This is a genomic window from Rummeliibacillus sp. POC4 (genome assembly GCF_003576525.1).
GTDB lineage: Bacteria > Bacillota > Bacilli > Bacillales_A > Planococcaceae > Rummeliibacillus.
This window is the reverse complement of record NZ_QWUA01000007.1, coordinates 13,445-30,313: the sequence shown is the minus strand read 5'-3', so window position 1 is coordinate 30,313 and position 16,869 is coordinate 13,445. Positions and strand designations below refer to the sequence as shown.

The following is a 16,869-nucleotide window of genomic DNA, read 5'->3' as shown; positions in this document are numbered from 1 at the left end:
TTTAGGGGTGAAAGATACTATCACACCGTTACCTGATTTTTTTATCATCTTTTGCTTATTAATCATAGTACTTTTTAGCCTAAAAAAAGCTGATAGACTTGTATGTATTCTTTTGACGATAGGATTAAATAGTTATGGATTACTATTCAACTTAGAAACCCATGATCTTACGCATCGTTTAATTATTTTTATTTTACTACTTTTTTTCTTGGCATTATATCAGTCATTCTGGTTAAATTTAAGCATCATGGTTGTCACAATGGTGGAATTCTACATACTCTTAAAGTTTCATTATGATAATTTTTCACATTATTATAATCAATCAGATATTACGATTTTCTTTCTTGTTATCACATTCTTTAGTATCGTCGCAATTGTTCAAAAACTATATTTTCAGAATAAGTTGAAAAGATTAGAAGAAGAAGCAAACACGAAAGAGAAAGAATTATTCTCAAAAGAAGGGTATTTAAAGTTATTTTTCAAATACGCCAAAGACAGTATTGCAGTTTTTGATTTAGATAATCGTGTAATAGAAGTCAACCCTGCTTTTGAAGAACTTTATGGTTGGGCCAGGGAAGAGTGTATTGGGAAAAAGATTTGTATGGTACCTTTTGAAGATTTAAATAAGGCAAATGAACGTATTAAACGTATGTACGACGGAGAAAGTTTCCATTTGCTTGAAACGAAAGATATGAAAAAGGACGGTACAATCTTTGATGCTGAGATCACTTTATCCCCTATTTTCGATTCAAAAGGCAAAATTATCGCTACATCTGTTATTACAAGAGATATTTCTTATAAAAAAGAAGCTGAACAAATACGTATTCACTCAGAAAAATTAAAAGTAGCAGGTGAAATTGCAGCAGGTGTTGCTCATGAAATTCGAAATCCATTAACCGTTATATCTGGTTTTGTACAAATGATGAATGAAGATCAAAATTCTCCTTATACATATTATACGAATTTAATCGATTCTGAAATTGATCGTATCAATCTCATAATTAGTGAATTTTTAGTATTATCTAAGCCTTCTTCAATAAGGGCTGTAGACTTCAACATAGATCTAGTACTATCAGATATCGTAACCCTGTATAAACCTGAACTACAGACAAAAAACATTACTTTATCTGTACAACGGATAACGGAAGGACTTATTGTCTCTGGTAATCCAAATCAAATCAAACAAGTTTTTATTAACCTTATAAAAAATGCTTCAGAAGCTATTCAAAGAGATGGTGAAATTACAGTCACAATCGATAAGACAAATGATCACTTTTGTTCAATTAGCATAAAGGATACAGGACAAGGTATGAAAAAAGAAGTCGTGGAACATATCTTTGAACCTTTCTATACAACTAAACCTGATGGAACTGGTCTAGGAATGATGATTATTGAAAAAATCATCAAAGAACATCATGGACATATTGACATTGATAGTTCATTTGGAAAAGGTACCGAAATAAAGTTCTACCTACCTTTACATAAAGAAAATTAAAAAGACTTTCCCTAGTCAATCGACATGGGAAAGTCTTTTTTTTATCGCAAAATCGTTTTTACTAATTTAACCTTTTGTTTATATGGTGGATATAAAAGATTATTGGAAAACTTAGTTGACTTTTTCAATATTGACTTTGGATGGGTAAAACATTCAAAGCTCGCTTTACCATGATAATTATGAACACCAGAAGTTCCAACTCCTCCAAATGGTAGATGCATACTTGCAACATGTGTAATCGTATCATTAATACATCCTCCACCAAATGGTAATTCATCTAAAAAGTATTGGATTGCTTTATCTGTCTCTGAAAAGAAATAAGCTGCCAATGGTTTAGGGTTTTGTCGAATTTGATGAATGACTAAACGTAAATCATCATAAACTAATATAGGCATAATTGGACCAAAAATCTCGTCTTCCATTATTGGACTATCCCATACAATGTCTTCTAACACCGTAGGTTCAATGTACAAATCATCTCGATCAGTATAACCTCCGAACAAAATATGATTTCGTTCTTGATCTAGCAAACCTTTTAAACGATCAAACTGTTTGGTATTAATAATTCGACCAAAATCCGGACTCTTCTGGGGATCTTTTCCGTAAAATTTTTGCAAGGTCTTTTTTAAATGGCGTATAAACGGGACTTTTACTGATTCATGGACAAGTACATAATCCGGTGCTACACAAGTTTGACCTGCATTCGTAAATTTCCCCCAGACAATTCTTTTCACAGCTACTTCTATATTCGCTGTTTGATCAACAATTGCAGGACTCTTTCCTCCAAGTTCTAAAGTATATGGAGTCAAACGTTCAGCACAAGCACTTGCCACAATTTTCCCTACAGCAACACTGCCTGTAAAGAAAACAAAATCAAATGATGAATGGATAAGCGCTGTTGTTTCTTCCACTTGACCTTCTACAATTCGAACATATTGTTCTTCAAATGTTTCTTGAATAATTTTTTTAATCACCGCAGTTGTATGAGGAGCCGATTCAGATGGTTTTACAATCGCAGTATTTCCACCAATAATTGCACCGATTAATGGCTCCATGACTAGCTGAAATGGATAATTAAACGGTCCAATAATTAATGTAACACCGTATGGTTCTCTAACAATAAAACTTTTTGCCGGTTGTAAATGAATCGGTGTTGATACTGCTACTGGATGCATCCATTCTTCCAAATACTTTTGCATATAACTAATACTATCTAATACTAATCCAACTTCTGTAGAATATGCTTCAAATTCACTTTTACGTAAATCATCATGAAGCGCTTGCATAATTTCCTTTTCATAATGACTAATCGTAGTCTTCAATTTTTTTAATTGTTCTTTACGAAAATCAATCTTTTTTGTAGCACCAGAAAAAAAATATTTCCGTTGCTCAGATATCATTAACTCTACATCTTGCATAGAAAATTCCGCCATATTCATCCCCCTTAAACGTATAAAAAAGTGCAAGTCACCCATACTATTTTCAGCTACATAGCCAATGATTTGCCAGCACGTACTGTCTTTTTTCAAATTGTACCATTTGTGAATTTTGAATTCTACTCGCGAAGGGAGAACAGACTATGTTAAAAACAGAAACTTGGTGGGAATCACTTTTTACTGGAGATTTATCAGTTGGTATTTCGTTTGAACGACAACAGGAATTAGAAGATGAAGAATTTTTGTATTTGCGACATTTAGATGATATAAATCGTAACGATGAATCTGAATTATTTTAACGACATTCGAATTTAAACTATTATCTCATCCATTAATAAGCGGGTATGTGTGCGGGTTTGCTCGTACACATACTTTTTTACTAGACCCGAGGTGGTACACACTTATGAAAAACATTTGGAGCATCTACTTAAAAGATTTAAGAAGTGTAGGAACAAATTGGGTATCCGCTATTATCATTTCAGGTTTAATAATTCTGCCATCCCTTTATGCATGGCTAAATATCGCTGCATCATGGGATCCATATGGACGAACAAGTCAAATTCCAGTAGGTATAGTCAATGAAGATACAGGAGCTACTGTTCAAGGTCATTCATTTAACGCTGGAAAAGAACTCATTTCTGAGTTAAAGGATAATCATGATATGAATTGGAAATTCTCCAATCAAAAAGAAGCGTTAAAACATCTAAACAATGGTGATTATTTTGCAGTTATTGTCATCCCTCAAAATTTTTCGGCGCATTTAGCAACCGTGATTAACACTCACCCTGAAAAAGCAACTCTTGAATACTATGTCAATGAAAAGATAAATTCTATTGCCCCTAAAATTACGAGTAAGGGGGCCAGTGTCCTTGTCGAAACAATGAGCAGTAAATTTATCGGTACGGTCAATGGCACTATTTTTGATATATTTAATCGAATTGGTGTCGAGTTGCAAAGAGATATACCAGATATTGAAAAATTCAAAGATTTCGTATTTACATTAGAAAAAGATTTACCTACAATTTACGACAAATTAAAAATAGCACAACAAGATGTAGTAAAAGCGAGTGAAATCCTTCAATATGCAAAAGAAAAGGCTCCACAAGTAAACAATTTAACTTCAAAAGGATTATCAACAGTTGATCAAACACTTACTTTTGTCGATCATGCGGAATCACAACTAAACTCGATTAGCCCTCAAGTGAAACAAGATATAGAAACCGTTAAACAAATCTCTACGACCACAAATAACCTTTTAACACGATTAAGTAAAAGTAATCTTACCTTTTCGGATGCAACAGCTATTAAAACACAGTTAAACAAAAATGTTTCAGAAGCAAATGAAAAAATAACAACCATAAATCAACTATTACTTTCTTTAAAACAATACAATACTGATCACAATATAGATTCAAACTCGCAACAATTAGATAATGCGATTGCTCAAACAGAGACCATTCAAACTATTTTACAACAAGCTCAAACACAAGGAACTGAGCTTAATACCTTACTTGATAACAAAGAACAAGAAATAAGCAATTCGCTTGGTCAACTTCAACAGATAGCGTCTAACACATCTATCGGATTAGATCGATTTACAAATATATTTGAACAAACAATTGAACCAACAATACTCTCGCAGATTACAAACGTAAAACAAACTTTGACACAGGCCAAAACTATTCTGTTGGACATTAAAAAAGCAATTCCCGAAGTAGAAAATATACTAAATAACGCAAATAGCTTTGTGAATGATACTAAAAAAGGTATGAATACACTTATCAGCGAATACCCAATAATTTACGATCGAGTGCATCAATTGGCCAATAAAATACGGAACTTCGATAAAGAGATGAATTTAGAAAGTATTATTCAGTTATTAATAAATGATCCCTTGGCAGAAAAATCATTTTTCGAAGAACCTATTAAGATGCATGAAAATCGTATTTTCCTTATCCCCAATTACGGAACTGGTATGGCGCCATTTTATTCAGTATTAGCTATTTGGGTTGGTTGTCTTTTACTGATTTCTTTATTAGCGGTCGACACAAATGAAGACGCACAATACAAAATTCGCGAAGTATACTTTGGAAAACTTCTTACTTTTTGGACCATAGGATTACTTCAAACGGCTATCATTGTATTAGGAGATATTTTCATCTTGCATGTATCTGCACAGTCCCCGGTTTGTTTCTTTTTCTTCAGTTTATTTATAAGCCTTGTTTTTATGTCCATCGTTTATACACTCGTATCCGTTTTTGGCGATGTCGGTAAAGCTCTATCCATTATTTTGCTTGTTTTACAACTTGCGGGTTCAGGTGGGACATACCCTACAGTTTTATTACCAAAGTTTTTTCAAATTATAAATCCGTATCTTCCTTTCACTTATGCGATTTCTTTAACAAGAGAAGCAATAGGGGGAATCACACAACATACAATCATTATTGACTTTATCTTCTTATCAGTACTGTTGATTTTTTGTTTAATATTTGGGAGTATTTTCAAAAAGCAGCTACGTGATTTAACCCGAAAAATGTTACGCAAATCCAGAGAATCTGGTCTATTTCATTAAAAAGCGACTACATCTCCAATTATGTAGCCGCTTTCATTTTTGGATTATTTCATGTTAATATATTGACATTTATGAAATTGAAAATTATGATTGACTAGGATTCTTACATAAGTATAAGTAAGACTCAATAATCTCAGACAAAGGCCTTGCACAATAATTTATTGTGTAAGGCTTTTGTTTTTTAATATTCTGTATCGCCTAAAATACTAAAAACTGCTGTATTTAAAATCATAAAAGCAACGATAGAGATAATTTCAATAGCCATTCTATTTCACTTCCTTGTTATATTCTGTAACTTCATTTGATAAGGCTATCTAGATAAATATGTAATTTCCAAATAATTTCTAATTTAATATAAAAGAAATTTTCCATCTGAATCATATTATTAAAAAGATAGTCACTTTTAAAACCCATTTAATCATTATAATCAAAAACTATACTTTCCTGCAAATTTTTTTACTTTTTCATCACTGAATCTAATTGTATTATACTAAAAAGTATATATAAGCTTGCCTTTTTCAAAATAACTTGTATAATAATATATTAGGTGCCAAACCTATGTGATATTTATTTATAAATATTCACAAAAAAGAACTCCGTAACAGCACGGATTGCTGGGAGTCCTTTTCTTACGAGCAGGCAGATGAGCGCCTGCTTTTTTATTTTGCCTATTATTTACCTTTCGTATTCTTCAATGTATTAATCATCATCAAGTCCTTCTTACATAACAAACTTCTAATTAACTTTGTTCGACTTATTCCTAACAGATACTTTAAGTAATTTGATATAAAAGAGTTGCTTACAATCATCCATAAGACTCTTTTTTTGACTTGGTTTTATTTCAAATCAAAAACTGCCTCAACAGTTTTTGACTGTGAGACAGTAATAATTTTAAAATATCAAATTTAAAACAAAGTAACACAATGCGGCTAGTGTTGCAGCTATTGGCATAGTGATGATCCAAGTAAGTACAATTTTACGTGCCACACCCCACTTAACCCCTTTTACGCGTTGAGCAGAACCTACACCCATAATCGCTGAGGAAATAACATGTGTTGTACTAACAGGTAAGTGGATTAATGTAGCTCCAAAGATAACAGAGGCTGAGGCTAAATCTGCTGCTGCACCATTTATCGGTCGCAGCTTCATAATCTTGCCACCAACTGTTTTGATAATCTTATATCCTCCCACAGAAGTTCCTAATCCCATAGCAGTTGCTGCCGCAATACGTACCCAAAGTTGGATATCGTCGCCGGCTTGCATTTCAGCAGCTATTAACGCCATTGTAATAATACCCATTGCTTTTTGCGCATCATTAGTACCATGTGTGAATGATTGAATTGCTGCCGTACAAATTTGCAACAACCGAATTCCTTTGTTTGTCCTATAGAGATTTGCATTTCGGAATAATATTTTAAATAGTGACATCATTAAGAAGCCGGCTACAATTGCGATAAAAGGTGAAAGAAGTAGAGCTTCTAATATTTTAATAAATCCACTATAATTTAATATTCCAAATCCTGCAGCTGCAATTGCTGCACCAGCTATAGAACCAATAATAGCGTGGGATGAGCTAGATGGTATTCCAAAATACCAAGTAACCAAATTCCAAATAATAGCGGCTATTAAAGCAGCTAAGATTACAACTGATCCATTAGATAACGCAAAAGGATCTACAATATCCTTTGTTATTGCTTTTGCCACGCCCGTAAAAGTAATAGCACCGATAAAGTTCATAATAGCAGCCATCATTACAGCTGCTTTTGGTGGAAGAGCTCTAGTTGAGACTGATGTTGCAATAGCGTTAGCTGTATCATGGAAACCATTTATAAAATCAAACGCTAGTGCGAAGATTACCACTAATACGGTTAAAATAACTACTGTATCCATTTGCCCGCTCCTTAAGCATTACGCATAATAATTGTTTCCATCGTGTTTGCAACATTTTGACAATCATCTGCAATATCTTCAAGTTGTTCATATATATCTTTAAATTGAATAATTTTAATCGGATCTTTTTCACGCAAGAATAATTGCTTAATAGAAGTACGTAATACTTCATCACATTTACTCTCATAATCTTTTATTAAAATAGCATTCTCGCGCATACTCGTTAAATTTTTATTTTGCAATTTTTCCATTGCTTTTACAACCTCATCAGCACTTTTTACAATATAACTAATAAAAGTATTCATGGAATTATCAGGTTTAGTTAAAGCAAACATGTATATATGTGCAATACATTCTTCCATACCATCAAGAACATCATCCATGCTATTCGCTAAAGCAAGGATATCTTCTCTCTCAATAGGTGTCATAAATGATTTATTGAGCATTACGATCAATTCATGAATAAGTGAGTCACCATCAGTTTCATATCGTTTCATTCGAGTACTAATCTCATGTAAGTCCTCTAAATTTTGAACATGAACATCATTAGCGTAGTGTACTGCCTCTTGAACATTCAATGAAATTTTGTGCAATACCTCAAAAAATGGATCTTCTTTTTTTCGACTAAACATAAATTCCTCCTGAAAAGTTAGTGTCAAAACATGTTGTTTTGAGCGCAAAAATATCTTAACAACAAATTCATAAAAATACTCGAAAATTTACACTAATTAACGCAAGATTTACAATTCTGTAATATAAGCGTTCACAAATTCGCAAAAGAATTTATTTTTTAATAAAAAAACGGATCTTCCATTTCATTTAAATAAAAGTCCTTTACCGTTAAAACATTAATATCAATAGGTTTAATGAACTTCCAACATCTAAAGTCCATGTCAATAGTTATTTCAGTTTTAGATATTCATAATTTTTACAATTATAAAAATACTTATTTACAAATTCACAAAAAAAGAGATGTCAATTTTCGACATCTCCTTTAACTCTCATAGGATAAACTAAATATCCTTTAAATGTTGTATTTCATTATAGTTGTCCAACCACCAATTTCCGTCTTTATTATAAATCAGGCTCACCCCACCATTTGAAAGAAGATCACTTTGAGGGTAGATAGAAGAATTTTTTACCATCGTGAAAAGTGTGTGTATGACTGCACCATGTGTAACTAATATCACTTTCCCTTCAGGATATTGATGTTGAATGGTTTGTAGTCCTTTTGAGATTCTTTGTTTTAAATCTTCAATTGATTCTTGATTTGGATATATTTTATCGGGATAGTTTTTAATCCTTTCCTCGTAAGTCATCCCTTCCGCTACTCCAAAAGTACGTTCAGCGAATTCTTTTAAAGTATAAAAAGGTAGTTGTAATGTTTCATTTATGATTGCTGCCGTTTGACTCGCCCGATCAAGAGAACTCGTATACATGGCATTACAAGCTTTATTTTCAAAATAGCTTCTACATGCCATTGCTTGTTGTTTTCCTCTTTGATTTAAAGATGTATTTGTTCCACCTTGGAGCCTTCCTTCACAATTCCAATCTGTTTCCCCATGTCTTACTATATAAATTTTAGTCATATGCACACCTCTTTTACTTTGAGTAACATCGTAACATTTAAATCTCAATGCAAACTATACATTTTTTTGAAATTTTTCATTTCATTACTTTTCCTTTTACCCTGCAGCTTTTGTAAAACCAGCTTCTTGTGCTTCTTTTTCAGAACAAAACATTTTTTCAGCCTTTACAGCATCATAATTGTTCATACCTGGGAGATGATAGAGCTTTTTACCCTTACTATTAATATTTCCTTTAATGTTACATGTTGCTCCTGATTTCACGTTAGATTGATTTTCTTGAGAGTGGTTATCTGTAGAAGGATGATTTGTTGATATTCCTTTTGACGAATCAGTTCCTGGGCTCCAATTTTTTACTACTGATTTTACAAAGCCTCGATCTGTCACATATCCGTCATATTTCCATATACCTTTTTTCTCTCTTTTTGCTTCTTCTTGAATTTCCTTATACTTTTTTACATACCTTGTGTTAGGTTCATATATGTAACCAACCCGAACAAGACCTTCCCGGATTAATTGTTCTTGAACACTCTTACCATCTGCATAGACATAGGCGAGTAGTCGTCCATACTTATCTTCTTTACCACCTACATCAAACTCTAATGTCACATTCTTGGCATTATTTAAAATCTCACGGTTTCTAGCTTGTGCTTCACGTCCAAATGGCTGCTCCCCTAGTGTCTTATGATACATTTCAGGCGCATCTACTAATAAAAAACGTACTTTTTTCGTCTCACCTTTATATTTTACTTTCATCGTATCGCCATCCATAACACTTACAACTTCCACTTTTTCTTGATTTGAATCATTTTTAGAGTTGGATGTATTACTAATTTTGCAACCTGCTAAAAACACAATTACAAGGCTACATATTACGATCATCCATATTTTCAATTTTTTCACCATCATTCTTATATTTTTTCATGTTGAACCAGCGGAGTACTTGTCCAGTTCAATAAGAGAAATCCGAAACGCTAAAGTATTTCCTAGCGCTTCGGATCTAGCTTAACAATTTGACTTTTAATCTATTAAATAATCATTTTAATATTAAATCTTATCTTTCTCGATTATTGATTCACCTGCTTCTTCTAAATCACGAATACGATGGGCTAATCGAGAGGAAGCTGATGCTGCAATACTTCCGACTAAATCATCTAAGAATGTATGCACACCGTTTTCTCCCTTTGTATCAAGCTGTTGAATAATCCCCATTTTCTTTTTATCTAAATGCCCATAGGTTGTGACAGCAATACTACCATACGTCAATACAGAGCCAATTGCTAATGTTTCATCAACACCAAATAGGCTTTCATCAGATTCGATTAACTGTTGCAATGGTTGAGATAGCATGCCTTTCTCTGCTAATTCATCTAATTCGATTCCTACGAGGAGTGCGTGTTGAACTTCTCTCTTATTTAAAACCCGCTCAACTGACCCAATGCAATGGCTAAGTGTTAAGCCATTGTTATATGGATATTGCATTTCATAAACAATTTCTGCAATATCATTTATCGTTACGCCTCTGCGTTCTAATGCTTCTCTTGCCGCTTTGGCTACCGTATCTGAAGAAACTTTCAATTTTTCGTTGTACATTCGATAAACCTCATTTCCACTATATAATTCAGTCTATCTTCCATTATACCTTTGCTAATTCATATGTTACAATTTCCCTACATACACATTAAAGGAGTGTTCAATGTGGGACAAGGTACCATCACAGATTTAGAATTTTACAGCGAAGCCCTAAAAGAATCGTTGGAACTACTAATATATCTTCCAGCTAATTATTCTCCTTTTTATAAATATTCGGTTTTAATCGCTTCAGACGGAAAAGATTACTTCCAATTAGGTCGAATTAGCCGTGTAGCTGATGAGTATTTAGAAAATGAAGAAATAGAAAATTTAATCATAGTTGGCGTTCCATATAAAAACGTAGAAGATCGCAGAAGAAAATACTTACCTACTGGAGATTTACATGACGCTTATTTGCGTTTTTTAGCACATGAACTTGTTCCGTATATTGACAAAAATTATTCAACATATCAAATTGGCATGAGTCGTGCGCTTATTGGAGATTCTCAGGCAGCAACCGTTTCTTTGTTAGCCGCAATCGCTTACCCTAACATTTTTGGTAAAGTCATTTTGCAATCACCATATGTTGACGATGAAGTGCTGAAAAAAGTTCACGAGATAAAAGATCCGAATGCATTATCCATATATCATGTCATAGGACTTGGTGAACATAAAGTAGTAACAATGAATAAGTCAATCAAAGACTTCCTTACACCAAATCGGGAACTTCATCAATTATTTCTTAAAAAAAACATTTCAACCTTTTACGAAGAAATTGAGGGGCAGCATTCATGGAAATATTGGCAGTCAGATTTGCGAAGAGCTATTTTGCAAAAATTCGGTCTTTAAAAAGGTTATGTTATTCCTAGAGTAAGTTTTTCTGCTATACTGAAAATTAAATACAATTATTGTTGAACTCCAAGGAGGTCGTTCATGATGAAATATGGTATTGTAGCTTTTCCTTCTAAGCAACTACAAGACTTTGCAAATTCTTACCGAAAAAGATATGACTCTCATTATGCTAAAATCACACCTCATATTACATTAAAAGCTGGTGTAACAGAAGTAGAGGACTCACAGATTGAAAGCATATCAGAATATGTTAAAGAGATTTGTCATCAATTTAGTCCCCTTAAGATTCATGTTACAAAAGTTAGTTCATTTGCACCTGTAAATAACGCAATCTATTTAAAAGTCGAGCCAACCGAAGAGCTTCTGAATTTGCACAATGCATTACATACAGAGAGGTTTGGCGGAAAAGCAGAGTATAAATTCGTTCCTCATATCACCATTGCTCAAGATATGAGTTCCGGAGAACATGACGATATTTACGGACAATTACGTATGACAAAAGTAGATTTTAGCGAAGTCATCAATCGTATTCATTTACTCTATCAACTAGAGGACGGTTCTTGGACTGTTTACGAAACATATCGTCTAACAGGAGAAGTATAGTCTTTGGTATTCGCAAAAATTGTTGAAACGGAAAAAGAACTTCAGGATGCCTTTTTTGTTCGTGAAGAGGTTTTCGTGAAAGAGCAAGGTATTCCTCGACCTTTAGAAAAAGATGAATATGATGATATCGCTACACATTTTGTTGCTTATTTTGATCATCGTCCAATTGCTGCGGGGCGAGTACGCTTTAAAGATCTGACAGCTATCGTTGACCGTGTTTGTGTTATACCACCTTTTCGTAGAAAGCAAATTGGGGTATTAATGATGCAAAGTCTTGAACAGTATATTCAAGGATCGAATATCAAAAAGGTTAAACTTAATGCACAAACTCATGCAATTCCATTTTATGAAAAACAAAATTATTGCATTACTTCTCCAGAATTTTTAGATGCGGGAGTGCCTTACCGTGCAATGGAAAAAGTTCTATAATGTATAAAAAAAGCTACGATGTACTATGAAAAAAAATCATAACACATCGTAGCTTTTTATTTGGAAGAAAGTGTAACTAGCTAGTTTGTACCGTTGTTCGAATGATTGTGTTGTTTAATAGATGTCTATACATAAAAATCAAAATATAATCCTCCACCTACAGTATGCCAAAATACCAAATCATCTGAAGAATTATGAGGGGGTATATTTATCATTTTTATCTTTAAACGGGGTATTTTTCTCCAATATTCCATGTTCGTATAGCTATGTTGCCGATTCATTTGTGGATTAAGTTGATATTGTAGGTTTACATTTTGAACCGGATGAATATAAGAGAAACGCTCTTTCTTTTTCCATGAACGTATCAAATCTTGGTTTGCTTGGAAATTAGGAATTGGTAAAAGATATCCCATTTGAAATCACTCCCTGTAATATATATTTACCTATATGTGAGAGTAGGAACGTATATTACAGGGGCATGATTAAATTACATCATATTTTGAATTTTACTTAGGTCTAAGGATTTGCCATTTTTAAGAATAGACGCAACAATTTGTTCTTCAAGCTCTTTTGTTACAGGTTTATTTGCAAGCTTAGCAACTTTTCGAACAATTTTACGAACTTGTCGCTCATCTTGAAAATTCGCGTTTTGAATAGCATTAGCTAGTGCGAAGACTTCTTCCATTGGAACTCCCGTTTTCTCTTCGATTCTTCGAAAGAAAGATGGATTCATCTCAACGCCTCCTAGTAGATAAAGCTAGTGCCAACGATAATTAACAAAATGAACAATACAACGATCAAAATGAAAGTTGAACCGCCATAGCCACCGCTATAGCCACCGCCGTAGCCACCGCTGTTGCCACAACCGTATCCATATCCTCCCCATCCTGACATTGCAATCCCTCCTCTCTTTTCTCCCCTATCTTATGCGGAGTTAAAAAGAAGAATCGGGCTTTTAACTAGGGTTGCTGACCTTTTGAACGGAAAATTAAGGCTCCAATCATTCCAAATAAAATAGCTGCACTAATACCAGAGCTTGTTACTTCAAACATACCTGTTAACACACCAATCCAGCCATGTTTTTCAGCTTCTGCAATAGCTCCGTGCGTTAACGAATTTCCAAATGACGTAATAGGGATTGTAGCTCCTGCACCAGCAAAATCAATTAACGGTTCATAAAGATTAAAGCCATCTAATATTGCACCTGTAACGACTAAAATACTTAAAGTATGTGCAGGAGTCAGTTTGCCAACATCCATTAGCAATTGTCCTATTACACAGATTAAACCGCCTACGATAAAAGCAATTACTATTGAAACGAACATTTATATTCCTCATTTCATTGAAATTTCAATTGCATGAGCCGTACAAGGAATGCTCTCATTTTGCTGTACGGTCAATGGAGAAAGTAGAGCACCTGTTGCTACAGCAAGTACGCGCTCGATTTTCTTTTCGTTTAATTGTTTTAAAATATAACTATAAAACACTGATGCAGAACAACCGGCACCGCTAGCACCAGCTAAAAAAGCCTCGTCATCTCCATAATATTCTGCTCCTGCATCTCTAATTTTTTGGACATCTTGTTTAGCCATTCCCTGCTTTGTAAGCATTTCTTTCAAAATAGGAAGCCCTACTTTTCCAAGATCTCCCGTCATAACTAAATCATAATCCGCAAGTTTTTGACCTCTACCCTTTAAATGTCGAGTTATTGTATCACATGCCGCCGGTGCCATAGCTGCTCCCATATGAAAGGGATCCGTTTGCTGCAAATCGATAACTTTTCCTATGGTTGCAGCCTCCACAGCTGGACTATTCATCTGCCCTTTTGCGATTAAAACATATCCGGCAGCTGTAACAGTCCATTGAGCTGTACCTGGTTTTTGCCCACCATATTCGACTGGGTAACGAAATTGTCGTTCAACAGAATTATGCTGGCTACCTGCCCCAGCAAGTGCATAGCGACTTCCGCCTAATTCTGTTAAAAGAGAAGCGATAATAACACTCGAAACTGCAGTTGCACAGGCAGAGAAAAGTCCAATATAAGGCACTTGTAAAGTTGCTGCAGCAAAATTTGAGGGAGTCATCTGATTTACTAAATCTCCACTCATTAAGAAATCTACATCATTTTGTTTTATATTTGCTTTTTTTAACGCAATTTGACATGCTTCTTCAACCATTGTTTGATGGCCTTTTTCATTAGAATCCTCATCAGCTCTTTCATTGTCATAAAGTCTGTCAAAATCTTGCGCGAATACGCTATTCTTTTCGACTGGTCCAGCTACAACACCTGACCCAATAATCGCGGGTTTTGAAGGGAAATAAATTACACCTTGATCCATCACCAGTTAGCAACCCCCATTGTTACTAAGATTAGCTTTACAAGAGCCACTACAAAAGCAGAGACAACTCCAAATACAATAACTGAACCTGCTAATTTGAAGATATTCCCGCCTACTCCTAAGACAAATCCTTCTGTTTTGTGCTCTATTGCCGCAGAAATAACCGCATTACCAAACCCTGTAACAGGTACAGCTGAACCTGCACCAGCAAATTGTCCAATCTTTTTATACAGACCAAATCCTGTTAAAAGCATAGCTATGAAAATCATCGTAGCTACTGTCGGATTCCCTGCAGTTTTCTCTGTAAAATTAAAATAACTTATATAAATATAAGTTATAAGCTGACCAACCGTGCAAAAAATGCCACCAACAAGAAAAGCTTTTAAACAATTTTTTAAAATCGAAGGTTTTGGTGAAATCGATTGTTGTAAATTATCGTATTGTTTTGGATCCATTACGTTTCCTCCTTCTCAAGCTTTTTAAGATCTTTTATTTTCTTATCTAGCTTTTTTTCACTCAATTGTTTTTTTGCCAACTTATCGGTTTCCATAATAAGTTTCAAGTCTGTACTTACGACTACATTTCTATCGGGTAAGGCCTTTTCAACTTCCTTTTTCCACTTTTTTTCATATTTCTGTTTGTTCCATTTTGAAAATGGTTTTACCTCTATACCAACTATGGCCGAATCCTTTGTGAAAACTGCTGTAACCCTTTTTACGTGTTTATCCTCCTTTAATATTTGCTCGATCTTCTGTTGTTGTTGCTGATACTCTTCTTTGTTATTGGTTGCCATGAAATCATTTTTTCCATTGTTACAACCAACCAAAATGAGTATTACTAATAGTCCAAACCATTTTTTCATATTTTTTCATCTCACCCTTTTAGTTTTAGTATGTCGATTTTTAGATAAAAATATTCAAACGTGACAACAGCCCGAGCCTATTATTGTCAAACTCATATGGTATAGAGAGCTGAAAAGAGGAGGTGAAAGTTGATGGGTTGTTGTGGAAAAGAAAGTTCAAGTTTTAGTGGTCCAGTACATTCCAAAAACTGCGTATGTGATGTAGTGCGTGCTATTTTAGATATTCAAACACAAGGTGCAAATGATGATTGTGATTGCCCCACTAATTGCTTTTTAGAGCCACTAGGAGGTTTAGTAAACCCTGCTAGAACAAATGCCGATACTCGAGTATTCATGTTATTAGGAAAGGACGGTACGCCATTCAAAGCTTTCTTCAGAGATATTATTGGAAATACAAGTACAGATTGCAGATGCTTCTCTGTATTCTTCCGAGTTGAAGATGTATTCGATAATTGCTGTGCAACTTTAAGAGTATTAGAGCCACTTGACAGAAATGGTGGTGAAGTGGATATTCTTAATGATGACGGAACAAAAGTTGATTTACACAAACTATGTAAAGTAAGAAACTTTAACCGTACAAATAGTTGTATTACTGTAGATTTAACTTGCTTCTGTGGCGTACAATGTATCCGTGATGTAGATTTGGATATTTGCTAAGATTTACAAGGTGAGACAGCGTCGGAATACAGGAGTGGTTGGAACTATCAATCACTCCTTCTTATTATTAGGTAAAAAAAAACGAGTTCAGAAGAATAAATTCTGATACTCGTTTTAATATGCAATTATTATTTAATTGTATACATACTACACTTTTGCTAACTATCTAAAAATGATTTTCCACGCCATAGTAAATCCTTTAAATCTGCAACTGGAATGGCTTGAACATCATCATCAGTTGTTCTAATTAGTACTTGCTGCTTTTCAACATTGAGTTCGTAAACTTCTCCTGGAATTTCTCTGCCATCATTTACGATGAATACAAGAGGTTGGTAGACCTTTTGTTGAAAGGGCCTAGATAAAAACAAAAGCTTCTCTTTTCGTTTTCGCCATTCACCAGTATCTAAAATAGCATTTGTTTCTTCCGTCTCTAGATGTTCTTCCTCAAATTTAACTTCTTCCATATCTACTTCGAATTGAGCATGAGATAATACGTCAATTTCTTTGAAAACTGCAGGTGGGCTCTTCACGAAAAGGAGTGGGCGATTTACCACAATTACACTTCCTTTTTTTATT

The 16,869-nt window shown here is 34.2% G+C and carries 20 protein-coding genes and 1 pseudogene; 7 read left to right on the top strand and 14 right to left on the bottom strand.

The features are described 5' to 3' along the window. Positions 1-7: 7 nt before the first annotated feature. A complete protein-coding gene (locus tag D1606_RS03790) occupies positions 8-1,495 on the top strand; it encodes a two-component system sensor histidine kinase NtrB (protein ID WP_158582310.1) in 1,488 nt (495 codons plus the stop codon). Between the two features lie 41 nt (positions 1,496-1,536). Here D1606_RS03790 and D1606_RS03785 read toward each other — a convergent pair whose 3' ends face one another. Then, the gene (locus tag D1606_RS03785) at positions 1,537-2,928 is read right to left on the bottom strand and encodes an aldehyde dehydrogenase (protein WP_233548016.1); all 1,392 of its coding nucleotides are present in this window, start codon (positions 2,926-2,928) and stop codon (positions 1,537-1,539) included. A gap of 146 nt (positions 2,929-3,074) precedes the next feature. Here D1606_RS03785 and D1606_RS18925 point away from each other — a divergent pair, with 146 nt between their 5' ends. Continuing rightward, positions 3,075-3,230: a hypothetical protein gene (locus tag D1606_RS18925; protein ID WP_164489552.1), complete on the top strand. Its 156-nt coding sequence runs from the start codon at positions 3,075-3,077 to the stop codon at positions 3,228-3,230. Positions 3,231-3,334: 104 nt separating this feature from the next. Then, entirely contained in the window at positions 3,335-5,503 is a 2,169-nt protein-coding gene (locus tag D1606_RS03780; RefSeq protein ID WP_119414679.1) for a YhgE/Pip domain-containing protein, read from the top strand. An 891-nt stretch (positions 5,504-6,394) separates the two neighbouring features. Here D1606_RS03780 and D1606_RS03775 read toward each other — a convergent pair. The 5 genes from D1606_RS03775 to D1606_RS03755 all read right to left on the bottom strand — a co-directional run bounded on the left by D1606_RS03775 (position 6,395) and on the right by D1606_RS03755 (position 10,572). Beyond that, positions 6,395-7,393 carry an inorganic phosphate transporter gene (locus tag D1606_RS03775; RefSeq protein ID WP_119414678.1) on the bottom strand — a complete coding sequence of 333 codons (999 nt, stop codon included), beginning with the start codon at positions 7,391-7,393 and terminating at the stop codon, positions 6,395-6,397. Between the two features lie 11 nt (positions 7,394-7,404). After that, positions 7,405-8,025, bottom strand: coding sequence for a DUF47 domain-containing protein (locus D1606_RS03770; RefSeq protein ID WP_119414677.1), 621 nt, complete (start codon positions 8,023-8,025; stop codon positions 7,405-7,407). A gap of 381 nt (positions 8,026-8,406) precedes the next feature. Further along, complete coding sequence (locus D1606_RS03765; RefSeq protein ID WP_119414676.1) at positions 8,407-8,982, bottom strand: histidine phosphatase family protein; 576 nt, start codon at positions 8,980-8,982, stop codon at positions 8,407-8,409. Between the two features lie 96 nt (positions 8,983-9,078). Next, positions 9,079-9,882, bottom strand: coding sequence for a thermonuclease family protein (locus D1606_RS03760; protein ID WP_119414761.1), 804 nt, complete (start codon positions 9,880-9,882; stop codon positions 9,079-9,081). Positions 9,883-10,026: 144 nt separating this feature from the next. Further along, a complete protein-coding gene (locus D1606_RS03755; RefSeq protein WP_119414675.1) occupies positions 10,027-10,572 on the bottom strand; it encodes a phosphatidylglycerophosphatase A family protein in 546 nt (181 codons plus the stop codon). Between the two features lie 105 nt (positions 10,573-10,677). On the opposite strand from D1606_RS03755, the gene D1606_RS03750 reads away from it, so the two are divergent. From D1606_RS03750 to D1606_RS03740, 3 genes are all read left to right on the top strand, one after another. After that, positions 10,678-11,400: an alpha/beta hydrolase gene (locus D1606_RS03750; RefSeq protein ID WP_119414674.1), complete on the top strand. Its 723-nt coding sequence runs from the start codon at positions 10,678-10,680 to the stop codon at positions 11,398-11,400. 87 nt (positions 11,401-11,487) lie between these two features. Further along, positions 11,488-12,006 carry a YjcG family protein gene (locus D1606_RS03745; RefSeq protein WP_119414760.1) on the top strand — a complete coding sequence of 173 codons (519 nt, stop codon included), beginning with the start codon at positions 11,488-11,490 and terminating at the stop codon, positions 12,004-12,006. Between the two features lie 3 nt (positions 12,007-12,009). After that, positions 12,010-12,435: a GNAT family N-acetyltransferase gene (locus D1606_RS03740; RefSeq protein WP_119414673.1), complete on the top strand. Its 426-nt coding sequence runs from the start codon at positions 12,010-12,012 to the stop codon at positions 12,433-12,435. Between the two features lie 125 nt (positions 12,436-12,560). Here D1606_RS03740 and D1606_RS03735 read toward each other — a convergent pair whose 3' ends face one another. The 7 genes and pseudogenes from D1606_RS03735 to D1606_RS03705 form a co-directional block, all read right to left on the bottom strand. Continuing rightward, a complete protein-coding gene (locus D1606_RS03735) occupies positions 12,561-12,848 on the bottom strand; it encodes a hypothetical protein (RefSeq protein WP_119414672.1) in 288 nt (95 codons plus the stop codon). A 74-nt stretch (positions 12,849-12,922) separates the two neighbouring features. Further along, entirely contained in the window at positions 12,923-13,168 is a 246-nt protein-coding gene (locus tag D1606_RS03730; protein ID WP_119414671.1) for a stage VI sporulation protein F, read from the bottom strand. An 11-nt stretch (positions 13,169-13,179) separates the two neighbouring features. Beyond that, positions 13,180-13,251, bottom strand: a pseudogene (locus D1606_RS19285) (YjcZ family sporulation protein); the annotation flags it as partial. Positions 13,252-13,394: 143 nt separating this feature from the next. After that, positions 13,395-13,760, bottom strand: coding sequence for a stage V sporulation protein AE (gene spoVAE / locus D1606_RS03720; RefSeq protein ID WP_119414669.1), 366 nt, complete (start codon positions 13,758-13,760; stop codon positions 13,395-13,397). A gap of 9 nt (positions 13,761-13,769) precedes the next feature. Next, positions 13,770-14,774 carry a stage V sporulation protein AD gene (locus D1606_RS03715; protein WP_119414668.1) on the bottom strand — a complete coding sequence of 335 codons (1,005 nt, stop codon included), beginning with the start codon at positions 14,772-14,774 and terminating at the stop codon, positions 13,770-13,772. Continuing rightward, positions 14,774-15,229, bottom strand: coding sequence for a stage V sporulation protein AC (gene spoVAC, locus D1606_RS03710; protein ID WP_119414667.1), 456 nt, complete (start codon positions 15,227-15,229; stop codon positions 14,774-14,776). Before spoVAC ends, D1606_RS03715 begins: the two co-directional genes overlap by 1 nt. Beyond that, on the bottom strand, positions 15,229-15,636 hold the full coding sequence (locus tag D1606_RS03705; RefSeq protein ID WP_119414666.1) for a YhcN/YlaJ family sporulation lipoprotein: 408 nt from the start codon (positions 15,634-15,636) through the stop codon (positions 15,229-15,231). The genes spoVAC and D1606_RS03705 overlap by 1 nt, the downstream gene beginning before the upstream one ends. 132 nt (positions 15,637-15,768) lie before the next feature. Here D1606_RS03705 and D1606_RS03700 point away from each other — a divergent pair, with 132 nt between their 5' ends. Further along, a complete protein-coding gene (locus tag D1606_RS03700; RefSeq protein WP_119414665.1) occupies positions 15,769-16,293 on the top strand; it encodes a CotY/CotZ family spore coat protein in 525 nt (174 codons plus the stop codon). Positions 16,294-16,451: 158 nt separating this feature from the next. On the opposite strand, the gene D1606_RS03695 is transcribed toward D1606_RS03700, so the two are convergent. Then, positions 16,452-16,847, bottom strand: a complete 396-nt coding sequence (locus tag D1606_RS03695) for a hypothetical protein (protein ID WP_119414664.1) — start codon at positions 16,845-16,847, stop codon at positions 16,452-16,454. Positions 16,848-16,869: the final 22 nt, after the last annotated feature.

Coding starts and splice junctions, on each gene's coding strand:
- D1606_RS03785 (WP_233548016.1), bottom strand. CDS start 2,928: ATGGCGGAATTTTCTATGCAAGATGTAGAGTTAATGATATCTGAGCAA.
- D1606_RS18925 (WP_164489552.1), top strand. CDS start 3,075: ATGTTAAAAACAGAAACTTGGTGGGAATCACTTTTTACTGGAGATTTA.
- D1606_RS03780 (WP_119414679.1), top strand. CDS start 3,335: ATGAAAAACATTTGGAGCATCTACTTAAAAGATTTAAGAAGTGTAGGA.
- D1606_RS03775 (WP_119414678.1), bottom strand. CDS start 7,393: ATGGATACAGTAGTTATTTTAACCGTATTAGTGGTAATCTTCGCACTA.
- D1606_RS03770 (WP_119414677.1), bottom strand. CDS start 8,025: ATGTTTAGTCGAAAAAAAGAAGATCCATTTTTTGAGGTATTGCACAAA.
- D1606_RS03765 (WP_119414676.1), bottom strand. CDS start 8,982: ATGACTAAAATTTATATAGTAAGACATGGGGAAACAGATTGGAATTGT.
- D1606_RS03755 (WP_119414675.1), bottom strand. CDS start 10,572: ATGTACAACGAAAAATTGAAAGTTTCTTCAGATACGGTAGCCAAAGCG.
- D1606_RS03745 (WP_119414760.1), top strand. CDS start 11,488: ATGAAATATGGTATTGTAGCTTTTCCTTCTAAGCAACTACAAGACTTT.
- D1606_RS03735 (WP_119414672.1), bottom strand. CDS start 12,848: ATGGGATATCTTTTACCAATTCCTAATTTCCAAGCAAACCAAGATTTG.
- D1606_RS03730 (WP_119414671.1), bottom strand. CDS start 13,168: ATGAATCCATCTTTCTTTCGAAGAATCGAAGAGAAAACGGGAGTTCCA.
- spoVAE (WP_119414669.1), bottom strand. CDS start 13,760: ATGTTCGTTTCAATAGTAATTGCTTTTATCGTAGGCGGTTTAATCTGT.
- D1606_RS03715 (WP_119414668.1), bottom strand. CDS start 14,774: ATGGATCAAGGTGTAATTTATTTCCCTTCAAAACCCGCGATTATTGGG.
- spoVAC (WP_119414667.1), bottom strand. CDS start 15,229: ATGGATCCAAAACAATACGATAATTTACAACAATCGATTTCACCAAAA.
- D1606_RS03705 (WP_119414666.1), bottom strand. CDS start 15,636: ATGAAAAAATGGTTTGGACTATTAGTAATACTCATTTTGGTTGGTTGT.
- D1606_RS03700 (WP_119414665.1), top strand. CDS start 15,769: ATGGGTTGTTGTGGAAAAGAAAGTTCAAGTTTTAGTGGTCCAGTACAT.